The following is a 25,108-nucleotide window of genomic DNA, read 5'->3' as shown; positions in this document are numbered from 1 at the left end:
AACTTCTTCTATTTTCGTCTCCTTGTCCATATACCTTTAATAACAAGAAATAAAGGGGGAGAATTATGGAGCGTTCTAGCCGTTTCAATGCAATAGGGGCAGGTATGGTTGTCATTATCGGGCTGCTTATTGGCTGCAGCATCATCTTTTCTGTAATGCTTCGATTCACAGCTATATCTGAAGGATCGATCCAATGGTTATTATTTATATTGGCTCTCATCAGTTTTGGAATAGGAGGATTTATTTCAGGACTGCGGGCAAAGGAAAAGGGGATGTTCACTGGCATCTTAACAGCTGCAGGAGTCTTATGTATTGTCGTATTATTTCAATATCTTGGGTATGACAGTTCTTTATCAAGTATGCAAGCCGTTTTTTTCTCTAGTTTTCTCGCTTCTTCCGCAATCGGAGGGGCGATTGGCGTAAACGCTGTTTCCCTTTAATAATTATGTTAGAAAAACTCGGCTTGCCGCCGAGTCCTTATGGCGGAAGTCGTAATTTTACTTATACTTTGTTCCTTTAACAAATTTAAATTTCGTAAAGTGTTAAAGAAAAGGCTGTCCCATAAGTCAGTTCTCGGCAAGAGCAACTGGAACATACTTACTATTTGCGGGCGACGGTTACCCCTCACTGAGGGGTCTTCATACTGCCCTATTTACCGCTGAGAAGTATCACATATTCCAGTTGCTAGATAACCAATGTAAACTAACCTTTTGAGACAGCCCTTTTGAGTTCTTTTATTCGCTAGTTTGTACCTTACTTATGTAAATGAAGACATATTAGTCCTCATTAACGACATCTCGTACAGAATTGCGATCAAAAGTTAGCTTTTGATTATTCTCAACGAGAAGAACAATTTTGTTTTCGTCTAACGCATCAATTGTCCCATGCAAACCGCCAATGGTGACAATGCGGTCTCCCTTTTGCAAGTTGGAATGCATTTCCCGAACCTGTTTTTGTCGTTTTTGCTGCGGCCGGATCAGCAAGAAATAAAAAATAGCAAACATGAGCACCAGCATAATAATTGCTTCCATTATTTTCCCTCCCTTCATAGCCTTCCATCAGTGAAACTGAATATACAGCGCTTTCTTCCTTTAAAAATTTTTAGCGTTCTGGCTGTAAAATCCGTATTGTTCAAAAAATTCTTCTTTAAAATCAAGCAGCCTGTCATCTTCAATAGCTTCACGAACCTGTTTCATTAATTTTAACAGGAAATAAAGATTATGGTAAGAAGTTAATCTAAAACCAAATGTTTCATTGCACTTAACTAGATGTCTAATATAAGCTCGCGAATAATTTTTACATGTATAACAATCACAATGGTCATCAAGCGGGCGAAAATCCCGGGTATATTTAGCATTTCGTACTACAAGACGTCCTCTGCTGGTCATGCATGTACCATTTCTAGCAATACGAGTTGGCAGTACGCAATCAAACATGTCTATTCCTCTAATTGCCCCATCAATTAGAGAATCTGCTGAACCTACTCCCATTAAGTAGCGGGGCTTGTTTTCTGGTAAAAGCGGAGTAGTAAAGTCCAATACTTCATTCATAACATTTTTAGGTTCCCCTACAGATAATCCGCCTACAGCATAACCCGGAAAGTCTAAGGAAATCAAATCATTTGCAGATTGTTTCCTCAAATCTTCATATTCTCCACCTTGGACAATCCCAAATAAAGCTTGATCAATTGGTCTTTGATGAGCTTCTAAACAACGTTCCGCCCACCTTGTAGTACGTTCAACCGAAGCTTTCATATAATCCCTTTCAGCAGGATATGGCGGACATTCGTCAAATGCCATCATGATATCAGGCCCAAGCGCATTTTGAATGTTCATTGCTTTTTCAGGAGATAGAAATAGTTTTTCGCCGCTGATATGATTTCTAAAATGTACCCCTTCTTCTTTAATATCTCGAAGTTTACTTAAGCTGAAAACCTGATAACCACCTGAGTCTGTAAGTATTGGCTTATCCCAATTCATAAAGGAATGAAGGCCGCCGGCTTCAGCAATGATATCTTCTCCAGGACGAAGCCATAGGTGATATGTATTACTTAAAATAATCTGTGCTGCCATATCATTTAATTCTTCAGGACTTAACGTTTTCACTGTAGCCAATGTACCTACCGGCATGAAAATAGGAGTGTCAATTGTACCGTGAGGGGTGTGGATTTTCCCTAATCTTGCTCCTGATTGTTTACATGTTTTAATCAGTTCATATGTCACTGCCGCCATTTGTTGTGACTTCCTTTCATAATAAGCATAGCATCGCCAAAACTAAAGAAACGATAACGTTCTTTAACTGCTTCTTGATATGAAGATAATAAAAACTCTCTTCCTGCCATAGCGCTAACAAGCATAACAAGCGTAGACTTTGGCAGGTGAAAATTGGTAAGAAGCGCATCTATTCCTTGAAAACAGTAGCCAGGATAAATAAAAATATCCGTCCAGCCCGAATCTTTTTTAAATCTACCTTGTTCCTTTTGGGCAACTGTCTCTAATGTTCGCGCAGAAGTTGTGCCGACTGCTATAATGTTATTTCCGTTGTCTTTTGTTTCGTTTAATAGCTTAGCTGTACCTTCGCTTATTTGAAAAAACTCTGCATGCATATGATGATCTTCTATAGTTTCAGCAGCCACCGGACGAAACGTGCCTAACCCTACATGGAGTGTTACTGTAGTGACGTGAACACCCATTTTTTTTATACGATGCAGCAGATCCTCTGTAAAATGCAAGCCGGCCGTAGGAGCTGCAGCAGAGCCATCATGTTTTGCATAAACCGTTTGATACCTATCATTATCAGAAAGCTTTTCATTTATGTAAGGAGGAAGCGGCATCTCTCCCAATTCATCGAGTATTTCTAAAAATACACCTTCATATTCAAATCGGAGCATTCTCCCGCCATGTTCTAAAATCCCTGTACACTCTGCTGTTAATTTACCATTTCCAAAGGAAAGTTTCGTACCAGGTTTCACTCGCTTAGCTGGTTTTATTAACGTTTCCCATTCATCTTCTTGCTCTTGATTTAAAAGAAGCACTTCTACCTGTCCACCTGTTTCTTTTTCTCCGAACAAACGGGCAGGGAGGACTCTTGTATCGTTAAGAACAAGACAATCCCCTTCTTTAAGATAATTTAATAAAGCAGGAAACATTTCATGTTTGTAACTTGCCGCTTCCGGGTCAAGTACCATTAACCGGGAGGCATCTCTTTTTTTTAGGGGGATTTGAGCAATTAATTCTTCTGGCAGCGTGAAATTAAAATCTTCCACATTCATTTCTCTTCAACCTCTTTTCTCCTGTTTCCTCTTTAATACCGGTAATGAGGTAACATACCTGCATCTGTATATTAGAATAACTTGGCTTGCCGCCGAGCTCAAATAACGGATACTTAGTTTTGTCTTATACTGTTTACCAATATAACTTATACCTTCCTAACAGTACAAAAAAAATTAGACGATGACAAGCAGTTAACGGAATCGACCTATAATATAAAATACAAGGGAAAGAACGATGCTAATAACGATGGACGTAACGATCGGAAAATAAAATGTAGAGTTTTCTTTCTTTATTATAATATCACCTGGCAACTTACCAAGTGATATGAACTTTCCTCCTACCTGCCAAATGAGGCCAAACAGGATGAGAGCAATACCAAGTCCGATCAATATTTTTGGAAAATCAGCCACGATCTGGCACCTCCATTTGCAAATACTCATAGACTTGTGCTGTTACCATGCGGCCTCGAGGAGTTCTTACTAAAAATCCTATCTGCATTAAGTACGGTTCATAAACGTCTTCTAGTGTGTTTGCTTCTTCACCTATCGTAGCCGCAAGTGCTTCTACACCGACAGGGCCTCCTCTAAATTTTTCTATAATGCTGACAAGCAGTTTATGATCAACCTCATCTAACCCAAGGCGATCAACTTGTAATTTTTCGAGGGCTGTATCAGCCAGCGATGAAGAGACTTTGCTGCTTCCTTTTACTTGAGCAAAATCCCTGACTCTTCTTAATAAACGGTTCGCAATTCTAGGTGTACCTCTGGACCGCCTTGCCAGTTCTAGGGCTGCGTCTTCCTCTATTTGAACACCCAATAACTCACCGCTGCGATTAACAATTTTTGCGAGTTCTGTTTCATTGTAATATTCGAGTCTAGAATGTACCCCAAAACGATCTCTTAAAGGGGAAGACAGCATACCAGCCCGTGTTGTCGCTCCTACAAGCGTAAAAGGAGGAAGGTCTAATCGAACCGATCTTGCGGTTGATTCTTTCCCAATAATTATGTCTATACAAAAATCCTCCATGGCTGGATATAATACTTCTTCAACAGAACGAGGCAAACGGTGGATTTCATCTATAAATAAGACATCGCCCGGTTCTAGTGCAGTTAACACGGCTGCTAAATCACCAGGACGTTCCACGGCAGGTCCTGAGGTTGTCCTGATGTTTACCCCCATTTCATTTGCAATAATCATTGCAAGGGTTGTTTTCCCAAGTCCTGGGGGTCCATACAAAAGGACATGATCAAGGCACTCTTCACGAATTTTTGCCGCTTCTATGAAGACTTCAAGATTTTCTTTTACTTTCTCCTGGCCAATGTATTGAGAGAAATCTATCGGTCTAATGCTGCTTTCTGCGATATCTTCTTCACCGTGAGCTTCCTGCGAAACCACGCGCTCTTCCATATTAACACCACCTGCTTGCTTGCTTTAACTCATCAAACTCGTATATTGTACCAAGCTTTCAGATGAGGACTACTTAAAAAAGGTAAACATTCTCAACTAATTTTTTAGAAAAACTCGGCTTGCCGCCGAGTCCTTATGGCGTAAGTCGTAGTTTTACTTGTACTTTGTTCCTTTAACAAAGTTAAACATTCCAAATTATAAAATAAAGCTGTTCGTCCACGTAAATATGTTAATAATTAATTTAAGCAAGCATCCATTGTAATGCTTTTCTCACATATTCATCCGCACTCAAATTTTCCTTTTTTAATTTTGGTTTTACTTTTGCGATTTCTTTTTCACCATAGCCTAAGGCTCTTAGTGCTTCTAAAGCTTCTTCTAATTCATCTTCTTCCATGGAGTTTATTGGCTCATCCTTTAAATCTAAAGAGGAACCAGCAGAATCTCCAATGATATCCTGCAGTTTTCCTTTTAAGTCGAGTATCATTTGTCTAGCTGTTTTTTTACCGACTCCAGGAAACTTAACTAGAAATTTATCATTTTCTTCTTCAATTGCCTGCATTACTTGAGCTGGTGCTCCCGCTGCAAGAATTGCAAGCGCTCCTTTAGGTCCAATTCCTGATACTTGCAAAAGAAGTTCAAATAATCCTCTTTCTTTTCTAGATGCAAACCCATATAATCGCAAAACATCTTCTCGAACATATTGATATGTATAAATAATGATCTCTTGGCCTTTTTTATCAAAAACAAACGGGTTTGCACAATAAATAAGATATCCAATATTATTTACTTCTAAGGTTATTGTCTCTCTTTCCGTATGCACAACCGATCCTCTAAGAAATTCATACAAAACAAGTTACTTCCTTTCCTTATAAACGCGAACATGCTTTCTTTAATAATAGCAAACTGTGGTCATAATGAAAAACATATTAATGCTTTTCATATGGTTTTCTTAAAATTATTTGGTCTTGTTTTTGATCAATTAATTCCCAATTTTGATACTTACTCCAAAAATCTTCTACTGCCCACACCGTCTCATATTTTTTTTCTGTTACAACCAAACCATTTGATGTTTCTTTTTCTAATATCACTTCATAGATGGCAGGATAACGAGGATGGTAATTATCCATTTCCGCTTCTGCTTGAGGTGAAAAAAGAATTGTTCCAGTCAAAAAAATAGTTACAACATATCGAGTTACTGATATTAACATATGCTTTCTCCTTTTCCTTTACTTACCATGAAAGGTGATATTTTACCAAAGGACAATGAAAAACCTTTTTTATGGAAATGATCCCCCACAAAAAAGGTTTTTATGCTAATATTATTCATAAGCCACTCTAGAAAGCTGTTCTTCATTTATTTCAAAATTATGATAAACGCTTTGCACATCATCATTATCTTCTAATGCATCAATCATTTTTAACATTTTTTCTGCGTGTTCATCAGTAACTTCAGCGTAAGTCTGTGGTATCATTGTTACTTCTGCTTTTGAAAAACGAAAGTTATTTTCTTCTAAGGCTTGTTTTACGTTTTCAAATTCCTCTGGAGCAGTTTGAATGAAGAAATTTTCTTTGTCTGATTCAAACTCTTCTGCTCCTGCCTCTATCGCTTCTAGCATAAGTTCATCTTCATTAATATCTTCTGTACGACTAATAATTAATTGGCCCTTTTTATCAAAGAGAAAGGAAACACAGCCATTTTCACCCAAGTTTCCTCCATGCTTTGTAAATGCATGACGAATATCTGCTGCTGAACGGTTTTTGTTATCGGTAAGAGCTTGAACCATAACTGCAGCCCCGCCTGGACCATAGCCTTCATATGTTATTTCTTCGTATTGCACACTGCCTGATTCGCCAGCTGCTTTTTTTATCGTTCTTTCAATATTATCGTTTGGAATATTCTCCGCTTTTGCTTTTGTCAAAGCCATGCGCAGCCTTAAATTTGTATTTGGATCCGTTCCGCTTTCTCTAACTGCAGCAAAAATTTCTTTTGAAAGCTTAGTAAAAATTTTGGCGCGTTTAGCATCCTGACTCTCTTTTCTTCTCTTAATATTATGCCACTTGGAATGTCCCGCCATTGTTCATTCCTCCTCCAATAATTAAATATAGCACAAAAATCCAGAACAATGAAAGGCTTCCCAAATTATAATCGAAAAACTTAGAAAAAAACGGCTTGCCGCCGAGTCCTTATGGTAGAAGCCGTAGTTTTACTTATACTTTAATCATTTAATAAAATTAAACGTTCTAAAAGTAAAAAATCAAGCGTCTCACAGAGGATTTTTCCTGCTGTGAAACGCTTTTTATTGTTAGCTGTCTTCAAAAGGTCTTTGTGCTGCATTACTTAAATCTTCAATCATTGAGTTAATGGTATCTCCTGCTTCATCTAATCCCATACCATTTTGCAAGTTATTGTCGATCTCTTGAATGTTTCCATATTGTTCTTCATCGGTAGTAACATAAACATTTTTATTTTCATCTAAATCTTCTTCAACTTCAGCTTTAATTTTTTCAGCTAATTTATCTGCTTTTTCTTCATCTTCATAGGTGTCAATACCAATAAGAACATCCTGGTCACGCACAATGACTCGGGCATCATCTACACCATTTAAATCTTCTACTTCACTAGAAATTTCTTCTGCAGTTTGTTGGTTATTGCCTTGACCTCCGGCTTGGCCGCCACCTTGACCATTATTTATATTTCTAGTATTTAAATTTCCGCGGTCACCAATCATTCCACCTCTGTCACCTATTTGACCACGGCCATCTCCTACGCCTCGGTAATTGCCGCCTTGCTGGCGATCATCTACTGTCATCATATCAGTAACTGGTCCTTCACCGCGATAATTATCACGTCTAAAGTTCCCGCCAGTATTTCGGCCATCCATGTTATTATCATATCCACTATAGCGTGCAGGTGCTCCCATTTCATTATCGTCATTTGCAGCTCCACAACCTGTTATCCCACTTGCAATAATTGTAAATGCTGTCATCGTTAATGCAGCTTTTTTCATTTAAAAACCTCCTTTCATCATTTAGCTTGACTCAAGGAGGGTTTTTTTAAGCTGTTAGTTGAAGGTAATAAAGGTAAATGTATTTATTTTTTATTCATCGTCTCTGTTATAATTATTCATCCATGGAGAATACATTCCCCCGAAATCATTGTCATTATTATGGTTGTCGTAATCGTTGTTATAGTTATTGTAATTATTGGTGCTGTTATAATTATTGTCGTTATTATAGTTATTATTATAATTACTGTAATCTCCATAATTACCATTGTAATTGTGATATGGATTCATCATGTGGTTTGGTGAATATTGGTTATAGCCATTCATACTCTCAGAAGCGTATGGCATAGTCATATGCTGCATCATGTTTCCATCACAAGGTCCTCCGCTCATTGGAGAATGCATCGGGTGCATCGGGTGCATCGGCGGGTGCATAGGCATCATAGGAGAAGGACCGCAAGGAGAACAGCAAGGCAACATTGGCGGCATTGGAGGGCAATGACTATGTCCTGGTCCTGGCATCATATAAGGCATTGTATGATGCATAGGGGATTGCTGTATTGGCATAGTTTGCATTTTTGGTGTTTTTGGCATTTTAGGCATTTTTTGTTGTTCCATTGGCTTAACCATTGGTTTTTTATCTTGTTTCTTAGGTGCATATTTTTCTTTTACAGGCTGCTGCTTGGGCTTTTCTTTTTTAGGTGCTTCGGTTGGTGCCTTTGACGGATACGGTTTGTATAAATTAACATTCATATTAAAATGCTGTTCTTGTGACGGACTGACTACCGGTGGTTTCGGAGGCATTTTAGGTTTAGGTGCTTGAGGCTGTTTTGGTGCTGGTTTTGGTGCTGGCTTTTTCTGAATTGGTTGTTTAGGTTCAGGCTTTTTTGGTACTTGCTCCTCTTTTTTTTGTTCTTTAGGTTTATACTGTTGATTAACGTCGGGTTTCTGTTGTTCTTTTTTTACCGGCACACTTTTTGTCGGGATCTTTATCTTCATCCCTGGCATTATTTTATCCGGATCAGATAGATGTGTATTCGCCTTTTTTACTGAATCAAAATCAACATTATACTGCTGGGCAAGTTTCCATAATGTATCTCCTTTTTGAACAATATGAATTTGCATTATATTTCCTCCTCCTAGAAATGATCGAAGCCGGTTTGAAGAAGTTATAACGGCTTACTTCTTCCCTTCCGTTCCCATCGTCTATGGCAAGCATATGCTAGAGGAAATATATATATGACTTCCCTGCAAAACGCTAAAACCCTATACTATGCATAAAAAACAGGATCTTGTAAGATTTAACTAATCATTATTTTTGTATTGGAGGGTATTACATTGGTAAAACAATCAGATAAAATGCCGGGAAAAAAACGAAGAGAACTGATTTTAGACTGGCTCTCAGAAAGTAATGATCCCATTACAGGAAGTGAACTTGCTTTAAAAACAAATGTGAGCAGACAAGTTATTGTTCAAGACATTTCTTTGCTTAAAGCAAAAAACCACCCAATTATTGCAACGGCTCAAGGTTATTTACTTATTGCTAATGAAGAAAACACATCCATAAGAAAGCAGATAGCGTGTTTTCATTCTTCTGATCGGACTGTAACGGAAGAGGAATTAAATTTAATGGTAGATCATGGTGCCAAAGTGGTGGATGTTACGATCGAACATCCTTTATATGGTGATTTAACAGCTTCTCTAATGGTATCAAGCCGAAAAGACGTACAGCAATTTATTAAAGAGTTAGATAAGACGAATGCGCCTCTACTTTCTGAACTGACAGATGGTACTCATTTACATACAATCGAAGCCTCTTCTGAAAAAATTATTCAGGACGTAGAAGAAGCACTAAAAAATAAAGGATTTCTATTGACTTCATTTACAAAAGAATAGTGCCATTTATGGAAAGCATGGTAATTTTCTTATTATGCTGTTTTTCAATCTTATTTTATAAATAAATTAAGCCTTCCCCTTATTCGAGGATAGGCTTAACTTCTAAACTGAGAGAGAGAAAACAGGGATAGCTCCCAAGAATACGTACTCCGCATCCAAGTGCTTCTAATTCTGCAATAACACCTGGAATTAGTACATCATCCATATCTTGGTCCACATCAATAATAAAGAAATAATTGCCGATTCCTGTCTTCATGGGTCTGGATTCAATTTTTGTTAAATTTAATTTTCGCCAGGCAAAAGCTGAAAGTACTTGATGTAATGCGCCTGAATAATCTGAAGGAAGGGTAATCATCAAAGTAGTTTTTCCGCTTTGATTTTCTTTACTTTCGAAAGAATCCTTATTATCTTTATTAGAAAGCAATACAAAACGGGTATGGTTGTTATCATAATCATGAATATTTTGTTCAACTATTTTCAAACCATATTTTTCTGCAGCTAAATAATTCGCAATAGCAGCTCCATTAAATCCCGGATGCTCAGAAATATCTTTTGCTGCGGAGCTCGTGGAATTGGTGTAATGAATTTTTGCATTTGGCAAGTTATTATTTATAAAATCATCACATTGAGCAATGGCTTGCGGATGAGAATAAATATTACTTACATCCTTCCAGTCCTTTTCTCTTGCTGGATGTACCATGAGATGCTGTTCAATCGGAACGGTGATCTCGCCAATAATTGGAAGGTCATGTTTATGGATTAAGTAATCGAGGGTCATATTGACCGAACCCTCAATGGCATTTTCCAATGGTACAACAGCAATATCAATGTCACTTTTAGCTGCTGCAGCCATACAAGAAGGTATCGTAGAATAAGGATAGCGATCATTATCTGGTAATACGGCTTTTGCAGCCGCTTCTGTAAATGATCCTTCTGGCCCTAAGTACCCGACTTTTTTTGTCATTTACTCCACTCCTTTTCATTTAAACCGTCATGTGTTTTATTTACCTAAAGGGAACCTGATCCAACAATTTCTGCTTTATCCACAGCTTCCATTGCTTGAATCCTTTTAACCAAATCCATTACTTCCATTTTTAAGGCAGAAGTATCCACAGTCAAAGTCACATTTGCGCGTCCTTGTAAAGGAATGGATTGATTAATGGTTAATACATTCGAGTTCGCTTTGGCCACTTCCTTTAATAATGCAGATAATGAACCTGACTTATCTGCGAGTTGTATAGACAAAGTAATAATTTGTTCTTGAATCATTTGATGAAACGGGAAAACAGCGTCCCTATATTTATAAAAAGCGCTTCTGCTCAATTCTACTGTTTGTACAGCTTCTGCTACTTTATGAACTTTACCGCTTTCTAAAAGTGCTTTAGCCTCTAATGTTTTTTGCATGGCTTCTGTTAACATATCCTGTCTCACCAAATAAAAGTTATCAATTTTTTCTGCCATATATACACCACCGCCGGTACTGGTTACGTCCAGTGATTGTACCGCACTGATTACTTATTATAAAGTTGCAAAAACTTTTTGACAACGTTCCTTTATAAATTACTTCTTCATAATAAAAAGCGAATAGGCATACACATGCCGTCTATCCCGCTTAGACGGCATGTGTTTAACCGTATACTGATCACCGCTTGAAAGTACGTTCTACGGCAACGCAGCGTCTTAGAATTGAGCATTGTCAATTAATAACGAAAACGCTGAATATGTTTCTAGATCCCTAAAGTTCTATTGTTATACCCATCATTCAATAAACTCAAATTCAAAATCAAGCAGCCTAATCGTATCACCATGTTGGGCTCCTTTTTTCCTCAATGCTTCATCAATACCCATATGACGCATTTTCCTAGAAAAACGTCTTATAGACTCATCACGTGTCATATCAGTCATTTTAAATGCTCTTTCAATTTCTGGTCCAGAAAGGACAAATGCCCCATCAACATCACGGGATATAGAAAATGGATCTTCCTTTTTCTCAAATCGATAAACTACTCTTTCTTTGTTTTCCTCTTCATCATATAACGGAAATTCAGAAGTGTTGTCGACTAGGTCAGCCACTTCTCGAATCATTTCTTTTAAGCCTTTTTTGGTTAAAGCAGATACAGGAAAGACCTTATAATTATCCGGCACTTTTTCTTTAAATTGCTCGAAATTATCTTCTGCATCAGGCATATCCATTTTATTAGCCATTATTATTTGGGGACGTTCAAGCAGCCTTAAATTATATTGTTTCAGCTCATCGTTAATTTTCTCGAAATCTTCTAAGGGATCCCGGCCTTCTAAACCCGACATATCAATAACATGTATAATCACTTTCGTACGTTCAATGTGACGTAAAAATTGATGTCCTAAACCGACGCCTTCATGTGCTCCTTCTATTAAGCCAGGTAAATCAGCCAACACGAAACTGCGGCCGTCATCTACCGCCACCACTCCCAGATTGGGATTTAATGTCGTAAAATGATAATCAGCAATTTTAGGTTTAGCAGCAGAAACAACAGATAACAAGGTTGATTTACCTACACTTGGAAATCCAACTAACCCAACATCCGCTAATACTTTTAATTCAAGATTAATGTACCGTTCTTCTGCTGGTTCTCCCTTTTCGCTTAATTCAGGAGCGGGGTTTGCCGGAGTCGCAAAACGTGTATTTCCTCTTCCACCTCTTCCACCTTTTGCAACAATTGAACGCTCTCCGTGTTCTGTGAGATCTGCAATGACTTCTTTCGTATCATCATCTGTAATCGTCGTTCCAGGAGGGACTTTTATAACAAGGTCTTCGGCGTTTTTACCGTGCTGATTTTTAGGACGGCCATTTTCTCCGGCTTTTGCTTTAAAATGCTTTTGATATCGAAAATCCATTAAAGTACGAAGTCCTTCATCCACTTCAAGAATTATATCCGCACCTTTCCCACCATCTCCGCCTGCAGGACCGCCTTCAGGAACAAATTTTTCACGCCTGAAAGCAACCATTCCATTACCGCCGTCACCAGCCTTTATATAAACTTTTACTTTATCCACAAACAATGTTTTCACCTCATTTATTATTCCATGCTGTAAAAAATATTTCCTTTTCATTGCAAACAACATTCGTTACAAAGCAATGATTAGAAGAAGAGGAGAAAGCGTAAAGCCAATTATTTATTTCTTCTAGCTTTTCAATTTCTCCTAGAAAATCAAACTCCAGAAAAGGTTTCTCCAAAGTATGAATCGTAATAAGTAACTGATTATCAGCCCCCGGAAGGACTGATCGATCCAGAGTATGAAGGAAAGTCGTTATTAAATAATTCCAATCATTATCATAAACAGTGCAGCTTCCTGTATTCTCTGTGACTTCTATATCTAAAGTGAACATGCGGGAATACCAATTAAAAGTTAGTAAAAATGCTGCTGTTTTAGGCATTTGCAAACGTGTTAATCTGCTTTCATGCTCTTTTTTCTGGATCGTTTTCTCCACTATTTCTTCTACTTTTTCATAGCGTTCTAACGTGATATTTCCCTTTATTATTTGTAAAACATTCATCCAATCATGCCTAGAATGATTTAATAATTCTAATTGCTTTTTTGCATCCACTGCTTAGCACTCCTCATTATTTTGGCGTTTGAGGATAAAACATATTGTACCATAACCAAAAAAACGGGCATAGACGTAATACATTTATCTTTCAATTGCCAAGTTTTTTACGGTTTGTGCATATTATTTTGTACAACGGAAACGATAAATATCGTTAACCTATACAACATTAAAACGGAGGGTTATTATGCCACAACAAAATCAGCAAGTCCAACAAGCTCAGCAAGCCATTCAACAAGCTCAACAAAACATGCAAAATGCAGCTAATGATCCACAAAAACTTCAACAATCACAGCAGCAGCTTCAGCAAGCACAACAGCAGCTTCAACAAGCTCAGCAGCAGGTCCAGCAGCAAGGTAACACACAAAACCAGCAACAAATTCAACAAGCCCAGCAAGAACTGCAACAAGCACAACAACAACTTCAGCAAGCACAACAACAGGGTTAATTGACGTAAATCATTTAATACTAGTGATTAGGGTTCCCCAATTTAGCGGGGGACCCTTTTTATGATAAGCTTCTAGTTTTTATAGAAAGAATATTGACATCAACCGTGCTGCCACATATACTAACAACATAAAACCTACTAAATTTATATGAATTATAGAATCGGGCGGTGAAGTCCCAATGGCTGATGTCATTATAGATAATGTAGAAAAAACATTTTTTGATAAAGAAAACAAATCATCATTTACAGTTTTTAAGGATATTACAACCGAAATTAAATCGGGGGAATTTGTCTCGTTGTTAGGACCTTCAGGGTGTGGCAAGTCTACTCTTTTAAACATTATTGCCGGACTTGAGCAACCGACAAACGGAATAATTAATGTAGGTACTAAAAAAGTAAAAGAACCTGGACCTGATCGCGGCGTTGTTTTTCAAGAGTCTGCGCTAATGCCATGGCTGACGGTTTTAGATAACGTAATGTTTGGTCTCCGAAAGAAAATGAAAAAAGAAGAAGCAAAAGAAAGAGCCAAATACTTCTTAAAATTAGTTCATTTAAGTAAATTTATTGACTCTTACCCACATGAACTTTCAGGAGGCATGAAACAACGCGTGTCCATTGCAAGAACGCTTGCCTTAGACCCTGATATTCTTCTTATGGATGAACCGTTTGGAGCTTTAGATGAACAAACCCGTTCTATGCTCCATAAAGAAGTACAATACATCTGGGAGAAAACACAGAAAACGATTGTGTTTGTCACTCATAACATTCGCGAATCCATCCTTCTTTCTGATCGGATTGTGTTGATGGGAACCCGCCCAGGAAGAATTGTTGAAATATTTGATGTACCACTTGATAGACCAAGAAAACCATCATCTAAACAATTTGGCGAGCTTGAAGAAAGAATTCAGCAAAAACTAGCAAGAGAAATTGAGAAAGTGATGAGAGAGGAGATGGGTGATGATTACAACAGTAAGAAGGGTGCTCTTCTTTATCATTCTGATCGCAACATGGGAAATAATATATAGGATTAATTTATCGCTTCAATTCTTTCCAGGTACAGGGTTTCCATCGCCCTTTAATTCAGTAAACGAACTATACATTGGCTTTTTTGAGACAGGTATATTAACAGAAGCACTTACAACCAGTATTCAAAGGTTAATAATCGGATTTATCATTGCGATTATTATTGGCACAGCTCTCGGTCTATTGTTAGCACGTTCTAAATTAGCTGATGAAACGCTTGGTTCGCTTGTGATTGCTCTTCAATCGATACCTAGTATTGTTTGGCTGCCAATCATGTTAATGTTATTTGGTACCGGAACGCTTTCTATTGTCATGATCGTCACTTTAGGAGGAACATGGGTTATGACCTCTAATATGAGGCTCGGCATTAAATCCGTTCAGCCTATTTTGATTAGAGCTGCCAGAACATTAGGATATAAAGGGTCTGAACTTGTGTGGCGTGTTATGATTCCAGCAGCTGTTCCATCTTTTTTATCAGGAACGAGACTGGCTTGGGCTTTTGCTTGGAGAGCATTGATGGCTGCTGAATTGATAGGATCAGGCGGTTTAGGGCGCACCTTAATGGACGCTAGAGATTTTTATAATATGGATTTAGTTATCGCTATAATGATTATCATTGCAACAATCGGTCTTATTATGGAGTATGTTATTTTTGATCGCATAGAAAGAAAAGTTTTTTCACGCTGGGGATTGTCTTCTTAAAACATAATTATTAAAAGGGAGAGGTTAACATGAAAAAATGGGGTCTTACAACCCTCATATCCATAGCAGTCTTAGGACTAACTGCTTGCGGCGGTGGGGAGTCTGTTTCAGGTGACGGAGAAAACAACGGCGGGGAAATTAATATAGGTTACTTTCCTAATCTTGACCATGCTGCAGGAATCATCGGAAAACAAGAAGGTATTTTTGAAGAAGAGCTAGAAGGAACTGACGTAGAATTTACTAACTTTCCAAATGGAAATGATTTTATTGAAGCTCTTGACGCTGGGGATTTAGATATTGGTTATGTGGGTCCAGGACCAGCTATTAACTATCATTTAAGCGGCGGGGATATAAAAATACTAAGCGGTGCCGCAAACGGCGCTACTCTGATTGTTTCAAGTGAAGACTCCGGCATTGAGTCCTTAGATGATTTTGATGGGAAATCCTTTTGCACCCCTGGAAACGGCTGTACCCATAACGTCCAGTTAGAAATTATGCTTCAAGAACTTGGTATGGAATCAAATCGAGTAGGCGGAACAGTCGAACACCAATCACGTGTGGATCCAGCTTCTATGATGGTTCGCTTTGAACAAGGGGAAGTAGATGCTGCCGCTGCACCCGAGCCATGGGGAACCTACCTTGTCGAAGAATTAAATGCAAATGTGGTTACAGAGTGGGATGAAGTATTCCTTGGAGAATCTCTACCAAGTGTTGTCCTAGTAACATCAGAAGAATTTATGGAAGAAAATCCAGAGAAAGTTGAAAGTGTTCTAGCTGCACATGAAAAAGCGGTGGCATTCACAGGAGAATACGAAGAAGAAACGCTCAATGCTGTTAACGATCTTGTATATGAACTTTCTCAAACTCAATTTTCAGACGGTGTATTGCAAAACGCATGGGAGCGCATGAATATTACCACAGAAGTTTCTGCAGATGCCCTTCAATCTTGGGCCGATGCATCCTATGAACTCGGCTTTATTGAAGACGAACCAAATTTGGAGGGACTTGTTGATACTTCATTATTGGAAGAAATAGAAGAGAAAGAATAAAGAATCGAACACAAAAAACCACCCTAACCTGCTTCAAAGCAGGATTGGGTGGTTTTATTTTTCATTCAGGGATGTTAATAATTGATGGATGACGTCTTCTCCCTGGTTGATACAATCCGGTAAGCCAACCCCTTCATAAGCCGCTCCAGCAACAAACACACCAGGGTATGATGCTTGAATTGTGTTTTTTATTTTATCCATTTGTATAGCATGGTCCACTTCATATTGAGGCATAGAATTCCGCCAGCGTGTAATCTTGTAATATTCAGGTCGTCCGTTCACATTCATTACTTTGTTTAAATCTTTTAGTACGACTTCTATTATACTCTCATCATCTTCTTCCACAATACTTTCGCCTCCTGGCTTCCCTACGTAACAGCGAAGGAGAGCTTTCCCTTTTGGCGCAGTATGCTCCCATTTTAAATGAGTCCATGTGCAAGCAGTTATCGTATAATCACTTTTTTTAGATACAACAAATCCTGTGCCATTAAAATCCTCCGGAATTTGCTCCTCCTCAAAAGCCATTGCAACAGTAGCCACTGATGTAGAAGTAATCGAAGAAAATAAATGCTGGGTCTCCTTATCATTAAAGAGCTTCGCATTTACATGAGGCGGGGTTGCCAAAATTACTCTATCAAAAATTTTTGAATCACCGTCTGTAAATAACAGTTTATATTGGCTCTGTTCTGGCACGATTTGCTCTAATGTTTTGTTTTTATTAATCGCATCTTCGTCTAAATGGTTTTCTAGTCCATCCACCAGCGATTGCAGGCCATTCCTTAATGTTTGAAATGCTCCTGTCTTCTTTTCTTGCGATTTTTCAAGAGGCCTGGATGCCTTCATTCCGAGAATTAAACTGCGATGTTTTTGTTCCACTTGATGAAACTGAGGAAAAGTTGATTGCAAGCTTAAGCGATCAATATCGCCTGCATAAATTCCTGAGAGAAGCGGCTCAATGAGATTATCTACAACTTCACTGCCAAGACGGCGTCGAAAAAAACCGCCTAATGATTGATCATTATTTGTACTGCTTTTTGGTAAGAAGAGGTCCAAGGCTGCTCTGGTCTTACCAGCAGGTGAAAAAAGGCTTGTTGTCAAAAATGGACCAAGTTTTGTCGGGATTCCCATTATAGCTCCACCAGGAATTGGATGAAGCGTTTGGCCTTTTAAAACATATGCTTTCCCTGCATTATTAAAGATGAGTTCATGCTCTAGTCCTACTTCTTTAGCTAGTTTTGCAGCACTTTCTTTTCTTGCCAAGAAAGAATCCGGTCCTTGTTCAATGATAAAACCATTATGATAATCCGTTTGTATTTTCCCGCCAAGTTGACTAGAACTTTCATATAAATGATAATCCATATTGATGTTTTGACTCATCGTTTCTTTCTGTAAATAATAAGCAGCGGTCAGCCCCGTTATCCCGCCGCCAATAATTGCTACTTTCATAATATATTCCCCGTTTACTTAACCAGTCTTTTCATTCATCTTTTTGGTAATAACATCTACAAGAGCATCAATAAAATCAGGATGTGCATTTGGCATGTCAGGACGGTAATAAGAAGCCCCTACTTCATCACAAGCCTGCTTGCATTCCACGTCATTATCAAACAATACTTCCAAGTGATCTGCCACAAATCCTACAGGACAATAGACAAAAGAAGTATATCCATATTTACGATGAAGTTCTTTTGTTAAATCTTGCACATCAGGTCCAAGCCATGGATCTGGTGTATTCCCTTCACTTTGCCAGCCGATAGCATAATGTGGTACATGTGCTTTTTCAGCAATCCATTTAGCGGTTTTTTCTAACTGTTCAGGGTAAGGGTCCCCCGCCTGAATAATTTTCTCCGGCAGGCTGTGTGCTGAAAAAATCACACATGTTTTTTTCTCGTTTTCTGTTTTTGCCAGTGTATCTTTCACCTGATTTACCCAAAAGTCAATAAACTTTGGTTCATCATACCAGCTTTCTACAGAATGAATGACAGGCCCACCTATTTTTTTCGTTTCTTCTTGAACTCGTCCATTATAAGATTTAATGCTGAACGTAGAGAAATGCGGGGCTAGTACAATGCTGTATGCTTCTTCAATACCGTCTTCCTTCATTTTTTGGACTGCGTCCTCAATAAAAGGATCAATGTGCTTCAAACCTAAATACCAGTGAAACTCTATATCATCATAACGTTCATTTAAACGGTCTTTTAAGCTTTCTCCTTGATTGTCAGTAATTTTAGCTAGAGGTGAAATTCCTCCAATAGCTTCATACCGAGATATTAAATCCTGTAATGCTTCTTCAGACGGCTTTCTTCCTCTTCTTATATGTGTATAGTAAGGCTCCACGTCATCTAAACTTCTAGGAGTGCCGTAAGCCATTACCAGTAATCCGATTTTTTTCATGCTTTACCTCCCAATTTTATTGGTATAATCGTGAACAAAAGCGGTTAGCCGCTTCAATGAATCTGGATCTACTTCTGGGAAGACCCCGTGACCGAGGTTAAAAACAAAACCTTCTTCTTGCATACCTGCTTCAAGGATAGGCTTCACTTTCTCTTCTATAACATCCCAAGGTGCCAATAGAATGGAAGGATCTAAATTCCCTTGCAAAGATTTTGTAACTCCGAGCTGTCTAGCTTCCGAAATAGAAGTTCGCCAATCTAGACCGATAATTTGTAATGAAAAATCGTTCCAATCCTGCAGAAGGTGACCAGCTCCAACTCCAAACATACTTAATGGAACTTCTTCTTTTTGTATCGTTTCAAAGATTCGTTTCATAACCGGCTTTACGTAAAACCGATAATCTTCCGCATTTAAAGCCCCTACCCATGAGTCAAATATTTGAATAGCTTGAGCTCCTGCCTTTATTTGAGAGGACACGTAGCGGATCGTCATATCTCCTAATTTATCCATAAGAGCAAACCAGGCAATGGGTTTGGAATACATAAAAGCTTTGGTTTTATGATAATTTTTAGAAGGACCGCCTTCGATCATATAGCTTGCCAGTGTGAATGGCGCTCCGCTAAAACTAATTAATGGTACATTCAGTTGTTCTCTCAGCAGCTTAATTGTATCTAACACGTAGGGCACTTCTTTTTCAGGATCAATATTTCCCAGCTTTTCAACATCTTTCGGTTGTGTTATTGGATTATTAATAACTGGCCCGACGCCCGGTTTTATATCTACATCTACTCCAATAGATGGAAGAGGGGTCATAATATCTTTGTAGAGAATCGCAGCGTCATTATTATATTGATCTACTGGTAACTTAGTAACATAAGCACAAAGTTCTGGATCATGAGTAATCTCAAACAAAGAATATTTCTCTTTTAGTTTTCTATATTCAGGCTGAGAACGACCTGCTTGTCTCATATACCACACAGGGATGTGATCTGTATTTTGTCCATAAGCAGCCCTCAAAAAATTATCGTTAAATGCTTCTTCACCCATAGCCAAGCACTCCTTTTATCTAATACGCTTACAAACGTTATATAAGTTATATAAATTATTTCTTTAATATTATTTCCATACCCTTTTTACCATACTCTTCTCTTATTGTCATGTACAGTACTCATAGACTTTGTTCATAAAATAGAAAGAAAAAAAGGACTGTGCCTTAACACAGCCCCATCCATATTATTTTTAACCAGCTCCAAATAAAGAGCCTACACTTACTTCTGCAACGTTTGATGGCTCACCTTCTTTTTCTGTTTGTGGATTAAAAGGCACGACCATATAATCTTGTAAATTAAAAACATTGACTCCTTCAATCGTAAATTCGCTGTCTCCTTCAACTTCTTCAATGATTTCACCTTCTCCATCGTTCACTTCATACACTCGATATATTACACGTTCATCTGCCGCCGCAGACCATTTTAAGTGAACATTGAAAAGCCCGCCTCCTTTTAAACTGAGTGAAGCAGACAAATCGTTCACCCGGGCCATTTCTACAGGTTCTTCTAAGTCTTTCACATCTTCTGGTTGTTGAAATGCAGTTTGCACACTATCATCAGCAGGAACGTCGTTAAGAATTTCTTTAAATAAACGTGTTGGATACGAGCTGCCTGCCTGAAGATGCTGATCTTCTGTAGTTTTGTCATATCCCATCCAAAGAGCCCCGGTCCATTGTGGAGTAAACCCGGCAAACCATGCGTCCCGTGTTCCTCCTTCTATTTCTAAAAAAGAAGTCGTGCCCGTTTTTCCCGCCAATGGATAAACCGTTTCTCCAGCAGTTCCGGTCCCTTCTTGCACTACATTTTCCAGAAGTCTTGTCATATACCAGGCATTTTGTGCACTCATTACTTCTTTTGTTTCGGGATCTGCTTGTCCAATTACCTCCCCATTTCTATCGGTTATCTTTTCGATAAAATAAGGGTTAACTTTTGTGCCTTGATTAGAAAAGGCAGTATACGCAGATGCCAGTTCCATTGGAGAAAGACCTTCAGTAAGTCCTCCAAGTGCCACAGCCAAGCCGTTATCCTCTATTTGAAGTCCAAGCTCCTCCATCCATGTACTACTTTCTTTTTCTCCAATCTGATCATATAACCAAACAGCAGCCGTATTGGTAGATTCAGTGATTGCATCAGCCATCGATATTTCACCGCGGTACTCGCCATTATAATTTTTAGGAGAGTACCCATCAAAGTCCATCTGTTCGTCTTTTAGTAACGAATACGGATGGTATTCTCCTGATTCTAATGCCGGAGCATACACAGCAAGTGGTTTCATGACTGACCCTGGCTGTCGTTTCACTTTTACTCTGTTTAAACCTCTGCGAACATACTCTCTTCCGCCTTGCACAGCTGCAACTCCGCCGCTATGGTGATCCATCATGAAAAAAGCCCCTTCGGCATCCTTTGCTTCTTCAGGGAAGTAGGCTTCTTCTTGAAATAAGTCGTAGGAAGCTTGCTGCATTTCTTTGTTCATCGGAACAACAATATCGTATCCGCCTCGATATACTTCTTCTGGGGTGAGATGGTACTTGTTTTCAGCTTCTTCTAACATCATATCGATATATGTGTAAAAAGCTGTCGTTTCTTTTGACCGGTTAAGTGAATCCGGCACTGTTTTTCCTTGATATGCTGTTGCTTCCTCTGCTGTAATAAATCCGTGCCGCTCCATAAGAGCTAAAACAGTGTTTCGTCTTTCTTTTGCACGTTCCGCATCTTCAACAGGCGAGTAATTTCCCGGTGCTTTAGGTATACCAGCAAGTAAAGCTGCTTCATCTGTTGTCAAATCTTCGACAGCTTTGTCAAAATAAAGTTCTGCCGCTGACTTTATACCGTAAGCACCATGGCCAAAATATACCTGATTTAAATAATATCCTAGTATTTCATCTTTGCTGAATTTCCGTTCAAGTCCCATGGCAATAAGTACTTCTTTTGTTTTACGAAGCAAGGTTTTATCACTCGATAGAAAAGCATTTTTTGCTAATTGCTGGGTAATCGTACTTCCGCCTTCTACTTTAGACCCTGCTAAAATATCACGATATAAGGCTCTAAGTATGGCGCGAGGATCAATTCCCTGGTGATCATAAAACCGAATATCTTCTATAGCTACAAAAGGCTGTTTAACATGGTCAGGTATGTCTTCTATATTAATCAAATCTCTGTCCTCAATATAGAGTTCTGCCAATTTTTCTCCATTATTATCAAAGATTTCAGTAGTTTCGTTCATTACTAATTTTTTCTCATCTATCGCGGCCGCACCAATTACGACAGAAGAAAGATAAATCCCGGCGCTCAATATAATAAAAGTAAAAACTGCAAGCCCCCAGATTATCCATTTATTCCTCATGCTATTACTCCTTCATTATACGCGCATATTTAAGCGCAAGACTCAATAGGTATTTGGCTCGAATCTATTATAAATCAGTTAGCTCTGTTTCGATATATTTTTACATATCCTTTTATATTATCTGTTATTTTTTAATATTTATTTGAAAAATTACGGAAATACCCATTGAAAAATTTAAACACTCTTATTTTACTAATCCATGTCGATGAGCATAAACCGCTATTTGTGTTCTGTCATCTACCTCTAACTTAGATAATATATGACTCACATGGGTTTTTACGGTTTTAATTCCAATATATAATTCATCAGCAATTTCTTGATTAGTTTTCCCCTCTCCAATTAAAGCCAGCACTTCTAGCTCTCTTGATGTTAACGTTTCATGACGCATTTGATCAGGGTGGCGCATTTTTTTCATCATCTTCTTCGTAACTTCTGCTTCTACTTTAGATTCCCCGTTCATCGCTGCACGTATTGCCTCTGCAATCGTATGTGCTTTTGACGTTTTCAATAAATAGCTGAACGCCCCAGCTTCAATCGCAGGATAAACCTGTTCATCATCATAAAAGCTAGTAAGCACGATGACTTTTGTATTCGGAAACTCAGATGTAATCAGTCGCGTTGCTTCAATACCATCCATTTCATCCATAATAAGATCCATTAAAACGACATCAGGTTTATGTTCTCGCACTACATTTACGCCGTCTTTTCCATTGGCAGCTTCTCCTGCAATATCTATATCTTCTTCCGTTGAAAGGTAAGCTGATACTCCCATACGCACCATTTCATGATCATCAATCAGCACTACTTTTATCAATCGGCTTCTCCTCCTCTTTATCATCCACTATTGGAACATTTACTTCAATCTGTGTCCCTTTTCTTGGATAAGATAAAATATGAATTACTCCCCCAAGTTCGTTCACTCTTTCTTTCATCATAGAAAGACCATAAGACGATTGTTTTTGGTCTCTTTCTAAGTGAAATCCGACTCCATCGTCAATGATTTTCATTCGCAACTGACCAGAATAGCACTTTAGTTGAAAATCTACTTGAGCAGCTTGAGCGTGTCTTAATACATTGGAAAGTGCTTCTTGTGCAATCCGGAAAAGATGGTCTTCAATCCCCTTCCCTGCGTCTGGAATTTCTTGAATATTCCACTTAATTTGCAATTTTGTCTTCTCTGAAAGCTCTTGCAGCAAATTTTTCAAACCATCCTCTAGTAATTTACCTTCTAAACTTGCCGGACGTAAATGCATAAGCAATGCTCTCATTTCCCCTTGTGCATTTCCTGCCATTTTTTCTATAAGTGATACTTGTTTTTTTCCTTTAACAATATCGTTCGGTATCGTTTTCTGTAGAGCTGCCGTCGTCATCGATATAGCAAATAACTGTTGACTTACCGCATCATGCAGCTCTCTGGCCAGCCTTTGTCTTTCAGCAGCTGCAGCTGATTGTTTAATGGAAGCTTGCCATTCAGCTCGTTCCGCCGAAAGCTTTTGAACAGACCTTGCTTGTTCTTCCATCCTGCTTGCCACAGCATTCAAGTGATTTCCCATTACTGCAAACTCGTCTTCACCGTCTATGTGTATATTTTTAGAAAAATCTCCTTTTTCCAACGCCAATGTTCCTGCTAATAATTTGTTTATTCGCAGTTTCTGCCTTTTTCCGCCTCGCCATCCTATCAATAAGGCTAAAAGAAAGGACACAACAACCCATATTAGAAGTGTAGGTAAACCAAACCAACTTTTAAAAGTGAGTAATAATAATAAATCTTCCGTGCTAGATAACAGAATCAAAAATAACAGCACAGCTGTAATCACTGCTGTTCCAAAAGAATATCGGATATAGTCCCATTGGATGTTTACCATTTTTCGCATTATACATACCTCACGTCTATATCACCGATAATCACAGATATAATAACCTTTATTTTTCGATCAGCTTCTTTATAATAATCGGTATTAATAGTAAGCTGCTTATTAAGCCCTTCTTCACGCTGACCTAATATATTCATATCCCCAATGGTGGCACTCGCTTGAACCGATATATCCAATTCATAAGGAACGTATAAATCTACATCTCCAATACCTCCGTGTAAAACAATCACCGTTTCTCCTTCATCAATAATGGCTTTTGAAAAATCAATCGAAATATCACCAATTCCGTATTTCACATTCATATCCTGCAAAGCAAACCTTCTTTTCATTAATTTATAATCACCGATAAACATATTTTTGTAAGAAGGTGTGACAATTGGTTCCTTTCTTTTATCTGCTTGAGAGACTTTTGTTTTGTTCGCATGACGGTTTTTCACAGACTCTTCTGCTTCTGAGGTGGATTTGTATTTTATTTCTTCTCTATTAGTAATGAACGGCGCTAAGTCTGGAGTTTGATCAACAGTATATGGAGAGGATGTGTTTGAATTCTCCTCTTCATTTATAGAGGGCAAATCCTTGTCAATATCAATTTCTTTTGCAGTGTCATTTCGCTTCATAAGTTTCAGCCCAAAATATAGAAAAACAGCTGCAATAATAAAACCTGTTAAATCAAAATGAAAAATTTCATTACTAATTGAAATAACAGCTAGAGCAGTAAATAACCACATCAACCATTTTCGACCTTTCTTATAAAAATGGTATGCTAATGAAAAAGCTATAATGGGCCATATAAGTAAGCCTAAGTTTATATCGATATACAACTGATCAAATAAAATGTTTAGTCCTAATATAATAATTATTAATCCTAATACTATATTTCCTGAGCTACGCATGAGCGCATCTATCCTTCCTTGCTGCTAAAATTTTTTGGAATAATAACCCATATAAATTTTGTATATATTTAGTGTAATATGAAAGTTCTTATCATGCGACCAGCCAGAGTTTATTTTTTTATCCGTCTACAGACGGATACTTAAGAAAAGCGCAAGCGTCCTT

At 38.2% G+C, this 25,108-nt stretch carries 27 protein-coding genes; 6 read left to right on the top strand and 21 right to left on the bottom strand.

The window, feature by feature from the left end; all coding sequences use genetic code 11:
- Positions 1-65: 65 nt before the first annotated feature.
- Positions 66-440 (top strand): TIGR04086 family membrane protein, encoded by a 375-nt coding sequence (locus CEF16_RS01275; protein ID WP_091586958.1) that lies wholly within the window; start codon positions 66-68, stop codon positions 438-440.
- A gap of 336 nt (positions 441-776) precedes the next feature.
- Here CEF16_RS01275 and yajC read toward each other — a convergent pair whose 3' ends face one another.
- From yajC to safA, 10 genes are all read right to left on the bottom strand, one after another.
- Positions 777-1,031: a preprotein translocase subunit YajC gene (gene yajC / locus CEF16_RS01270; RefSeq protein WP_091586957.1), complete on the bottom strand. Its 255-nt coding sequence runs from the start codon at positions 1,029-1,031 to the stop codon at positions 777-779.
- A gap of 60 nt (positions 1,032-1,091) precedes the next feature.
- The gene (gene tgt, locus CEF16_RS01265; protein ID WP_091586956.1) at positions 1,092-2,231 is read right to left on the bottom strand and encodes a tRNA guanosine(34) transglycosylase Tgt; all 1,140 of its coding nucleotides are present in this window, start codon (positions 2,229-2,231) and stop codon (positions 1,092-1,094) included.
- Complete coding sequence (gene queA, locus CEF16_RS01260; RefSeq protein ID WP_091586955.1) at positions 2,219-3,271, bottom strand: tRNA preQ1(34) S-adenosylmethionine ribosyltransferase-isomerase QueA; 1,053 nt, start codon at positions 3,269-3,271, stop codon at positions 2,219-2,221. The genes tgt and queA overlap by 13 nt, the downstream gene beginning before the upstream one ends.
- A 192-nt stretch (positions 3,272-3,463) precedes the next feature.
- Complete coding sequence (locus tag CEF16_RS01255) at positions 3,464-3,682, bottom strand: DUF2905 domain-containing protein (protein ID WP_175488375.1); 219 nt, start codon at positions 3,680-3,682, stop codon at positions 3,464-3,466.
- Entirely contained in the window at positions 3,675-4,679 is a 1,005-nt protein-coding gene (ruvB, locus tag CEF16_RS01250) for a Holliday junction branch migration DNA helicase RuvB (RefSeq protein WP_091586953.1), read from the bottom strand. Before ruvB ends, CEF16_RS01255 begins: the two co-directional genes overlap by 8 nt.
- 241 nt (positions 4,680-4,920) lie before the next feature.
- Positions 4,921-5,526 (bottom strand): Holliday junction branch migration protein RuvA, encoded by a 606-nt coding sequence (ruvA, locus tag CEF16_RS01245; protein ID WP_091586952.1) that lies wholly within the window; start codon positions 5,524-5,526, stop codon positions 4,921-4,923.
- A 79-nt stretch (positions 5,527-5,605) separates the two neighbouring features.
- Complete coding sequence (locus tag CEF16_RS01240; RefSeq protein WP_091586951.1) at positions 5,606-5,887, bottom strand: BofC N-terminal domain-containing protein; 282 nt, start codon at positions 5,885-5,887, stop codon at positions 5,606-5,608.
- A 111-nt stretch (positions 5,888-5,998) separates the two neighbouring features.
- On the bottom strand, positions 5,999-6,754 hold the full coding sequence (locus CEF16_RS01235; protein WP_091586950.1) for a YebC/PmpR family DNA-binding transcriptional regulator: 756 nt from the start codon (positions 6,752-6,754) through the stop codon (positions 5,999-6,001).
- Between the two features lie 228 nt (positions 6,755-6,982).
- Complete coding sequence (locus tag CEF16_RS01230; RefSeq protein ID WP_091586949.1) at positions 6,983-7,687, bottom strand: YhcN/YlaJ family sporulation lipoprotein; 705 nt, start codon at positions 7,685-7,687, stop codon at positions 6,983-6,985.
- A 90-nt stretch (positions 7,688-7,777) separates the two neighbouring features.
- Entirely contained in the window at positions 7,778-8,809 is a 1,032-nt protein-coding gene (gene safA / locus CEF16_RS24720) for a SafA/ExsA family spore coat assembly protein (RefSeq protein WP_091586948.1), read from the bottom strand.
- 234 nt (positions 8,810-9,043) lie between these two features.
- Here safA and CEF16_RS01220 point away from each other — a divergent pair, with 234 nt between their 5' ends.
- Complete coding sequence (locus CEF16_RS01220; RefSeq protein ID WP_091587003.1) at positions 9,044-9,580, top strand: transcription repressor NadR; 537 nt, start codon at positions 9,044-9,046, stop codon at positions 9,578-9,580.
- Positions 9,581-9,659: 79 nt separating this feature from the next.
- On the opposite strand, the gene pheA is transcribed toward CEF16_RS01220, so the two are convergent.
- The 4 genes from pheA to CEF16_RS01200 form a co-directional block, all read right to left on the bottom strand.
- Positions 9,660-10,544 carry a prephenate dehydratase gene (gene pheA / locus CEF16_RS01215; RefSeq protein WP_091586947.1) on the bottom strand — a complete coding sequence of 295 codons (885 nt, stop codon included), beginning with the start codon at positions 10,542-10,544 and terminating at the stop codon, positions 9,660-9,662.
- A gap of 44 nt (positions 10,545-10,588) precedes the next feature.
- Positions 10,589-11,041 (bottom strand): ACT domain-containing protein, encoded by a 453-nt coding sequence (locus CEF16_RS01210; RefSeq protein WP_091586946.1) that lies wholly within the window; start codon positions 11,039-11,041, stop codon positions 10,589-10,591.
- Positions 11,042-11,338: 297 nt separating this feature from the next.
- Positions 11,339-12,622 carry a GTPase ObgE gene (gene obgE / locus CEF16_RS01205; RefSeq protein WP_091586945.1) on the bottom strand — a complete coding sequence of 428 codons (1,284 nt, stop codon included), beginning with the start codon at positions 12,620-12,622 and terminating at the stop codon, positions 11,339-11,341.
- A 10-nt stretch (positions 12,623-12,632) separates the two neighbouring features.
- Positions 12,633-13,169, bottom strand: a complete 537-nt coding sequence (locus CEF16_RS01200; RefSeq protein ID WP_091586944.1) for a Spo0B C-terminal domain-containing protein — start codon at positions 13,167-13,169, stop codon at positions 12,633-12,635.
- A 187-nt stretch (positions 13,170-13,356) separates the two neighbouring features.
- Here CEF16_RS01200 and CEF16_RS01195 point away from each other — a divergent pair, with 187 nt between their 5' ends.
- From CEF16_RS01195 to CEF16_RS01180, 4 genes are all read left to right on the top strand, one after another.
- Complete coding sequence (locus tag CEF16_RS01195; protein WP_091586943.1) at positions 13,357-13,617, top strand: hypothetical protein; 261 nt, start codon at positions 13,357-13,359, stop codon at positions 13,615-13,617.
- Between the two features lie 179 nt (positions 13,618-13,796).
- Positions 13,797-14,642 carry an ABC transporter ATP-binding protein gene (locus tag CEF16_RS01190; RefSeq protein ID WP_091586942.1) on the top strand — a complete coding sequence of 282 codons (846 nt, stop codon included), beginning with the start codon at positions 13,797-13,799 and terminating at the stop codon, positions 14,640-14,642.
- Entirely contained in the window at positions 14,575-15,342 is a 768-nt protein-coding gene (locus CEF16_RS01185; RefSeq protein ID WP_091586941.1) for an ABC transporter permease, read from the top strand. Before CEF16_RS01190 ends, CEF16_RS01185 begins: the two co-directional genes overlap by 68 nt.
- 29 nt (positions 15,343-15,371) lie before the next feature.
- Positions 15,372-16,391, top strand: coding sequence for an aliphatic sulfonate ABC transporter substrate-binding protein (locus tag CEF16_RS01180; protein ID WP_091586940.1), 1,020 nt, complete (start codon positions 15,372-15,374; stop codon positions 16,389-16,391).
- Positions 16,392-16,445: 54 nt separating this feature from the next.
- Here CEF16_RS01180 and hemY read toward each other — a convergent pair whose 3' ends face one another.
- The 7 genes from hemY to liaF form a co-directional block, all read right to left on the bottom strand.
- Complete coding sequence (hemY, locus tag CEF16_RS01175; protein ID WP_091586939.1) at positions 16,446-17,837, bottom strand: protoporphyrinogen oxidase; 1,392 nt, start codon at positions 17,835-17,837, stop codon at positions 16,446-16,448.
- 18 nt (positions 17,838-17,855) lie between these two features.
- A complete protein-coding gene (gene hemH, locus CEF16_RS01170; protein WP_091586938.1) occupies positions 17,856-18,785 on the bottom strand; it encodes a ferrochelatase in 930 nt (309 codons plus the stop codon).
- A 3-nt stretch (positions 18,786-18,788) separates the two neighbouring features.
- Positions 18,789-19,832 carry a uroporphyrinogen decarboxylase gene (hemE, locus tag CEF16_RS01165; RefSeq protein WP_091586937.1) on the bottom strand — a complete coding sequence of 348 codons (1,044 nt, stop codon included), beginning with the start codon at positions 19,830-19,832 and terminating at the stop codon, positions 18,789-18,791.
- Between the two features lie 192 nt (positions 19,833-20,024).
- Positions 20,025-22,178: a transglycosylase domain-containing protein gene (locus CEF16_RS01160; RefSeq protein ID WP_091586936.1), complete on the bottom strand. Its 2,154-nt coding sequence runs from the start codon at positions 22,176-22,178 to the stop codon at positions 20,025-20,027.
- Between the two features lie 184 nt (positions 22,179-22,362).
- The gene (locus CEF16_RS01155) at positions 22,363-22,992 is read right to left on the bottom strand and encodes a response regulator transcription factor (RefSeq protein WP_091586935.1); all 630 of its coding nucleotides are present in this window, start codon (positions 22,990-22,992) and stop codon (positions 22,363-22,365) included.
- Positions 22,970-24,052: a sensor histidine kinase gene (locus CEF16_RS01150; protein WP_091586934.1), complete on the bottom strand. Its 1,083-nt coding sequence runs from the start codon at positions 24,050-24,052 to the stop codon at positions 22,970-22,972. The genes CEF16_RS01155 and CEF16_RS01150 overlap by 23 nt, the downstream gene beginning before the upstream one ends.
- The gene (gene liaF / locus CEF16_RS01145; RefSeq protein WP_091586933.1) at positions 24,052-24,945 is read right to left on the bottom strand and encodes a cell wall-active antibiotics response protein LiaF; all 894 of its coding nucleotides are present in this window, start codon (positions 24,943-24,945) and stop codon (positions 24,052-24,054) included. The genes CEF16_RS01150 and liaF overlap by 1 nt, the downstream gene beginning before the upstream one ends.
- Between the last annotated feature and the right edge of the window lie 163 nt (positions 24,946-25,108).

This window comes from Alteribacillus bidgolensis (assembly GCF_002886255.1).
Classification (GTDB): domain Bacteria; phylum Bacillota; class Bacilli; order Bacillales; family Marinococcaceae; genus Alteribacillus; species Alteribacillus bidgolensis.
This window is presented reverse-complemented; position numbering and strand designations above follow the sequence as displayed.

Coding starts and splice junctions, on each gene's coding strand:
- CEF16_RS01190 (WP_091586942.1), top strand. CDS start 13,797: ATGGCTGATGTCATTATAGATAATGTAGAAAAAACATTTTTTGATAAA.
- CEF16_RS01180 (WP_091586940.1), top strand. CDS start 15,372: ATGAAAAAATGGGGTCTTACAACCCTCATATCCATAGCAGTCTTAGGA.
- CEF16_RS01185 (WP_091586941.1), top strand. CDS start 14,575: ATGATTACAACAGTAAGAAGGGTGCTCTTCTTTATCATTCTGATCGCA.
- pheA (WP_091586947.1), bottom strand. CDS start 10,544: ATGACAAAAAAAGTCGGGTACTTAGGGCCAGAAGGATCATTTACAGAA.
- CEF16_RS01220 (WP_091587003.1), top strand. CDS start 9,044: ATGCCGGGAAAAAAACGAAGAGAACTGATTTTAGACTGGCTCTCAGAA.
- yajC (WP_091586957.1), bottom strand. CDS start 1,031: ATGGAAGCAATTATTATGCTGGTGCTCATGTTTGCTATTTTTTATTTC.
- queA (WP_091586955.1), bottom strand. CDS start 3,271: ATGAATGTGGAAGATTTTAATTTCACGCTGCCAGAAGAATTAATTGCT.
- liaF (WP_091586933.1), bottom strand. CDS start 24,945: ATGCGTAGCTCAGGAAATATAGTATTAGGATTAATAATTATTATATTA.
- CEF16_RS01240 (WP_091586951.1), bottom strand. CDS start 5,887: ATGTTAATATCAGTAACTCGATATGTTGTAACTATTTTTTTGACTGGA.
- CEF16_RS01210 (WP_091586946.1), bottom strand. CDS start 11,041: ATGGCAGAAAAAATTGATAACTTTTATTTGGTGAGACAGGATATGTTA.
- CEF16_RS01160 (WP_091586936.1), bottom strand. CDS start 22,178: ATGAGGAATAAATGGATAATCTGGGGGCTTGCAGTTTTTACTTTTATT.
- CEF16_RS01230 (WP_091586949.1), bottom strand. CDS start 7,687: ATGAAAAAAGCTGCATTAACGATGACAGCATTTACAATTATTGCAAGT.
- CEF16_RS01150 (WP_091586934.1), bottom strand. CDS start 24,052: ATGCGAAAAATGGTAAACATCCAATGGGACTATATCCGATATTCTTTT.
- hemE (WP_091586937.1), bottom strand. CDS start 19,832: ATGGGTGAAGAAGCATTTAACGATAATTTTTTGAGGGCTGCTTATGGA.
- CEF16_RS01235 (WP_091586950.1), bottom strand. CDS start 6,754: ATGGCGGGACATTCCAAGTGGCATAATATTAAGAGAAGAAAAGAGAGT.
- ruvB (WP_091586953.1), bottom strand. CDS start 4,679: ATGGAAGAGCGCGTGGTTTCGCAGGAAGCTCACGGTGAAGAAGATATC.
- CEF16_RS01275 (WP_091586958.1), top strand. CDS start 66: ATGGAGCGTTCTAGCCGTTTCAATGCAATAGGGGCAGGTATGGTTGTC.
- hemH (WP_091586938.1), bottom strand. CDS start 18,785: ATGAAAAAAATCGGATTACTGGTAATGGCTTACGGCACTCCTAGAAGT.
- CEF16_RS01195 (WP_091586943.1), top strand. CDS start 13,357: ATGCCACAACAAAATCAGCAAGTCCAACAAGCTCAGCAAGCCATTCAA.
- safA (WP_091586948.1), bottom strand. CDS start 8,809: ATGCAAATTCATATTGTTCAAAAAGGAGATACATTATGGAAACTTGCC.
- tgt (WP_091586956.1), bottom strand. CDS start 2,231: ATGGCGGCAGTGACATATGAACTGATTAAAACATGTAAACAATCAGGA.
- hemY (WP_091586939.1), bottom strand. CDS start 17,837: ATGAAAGTAGCAATTATTGGCGGCGGGATAACGGGGCTGACCGCTGCT.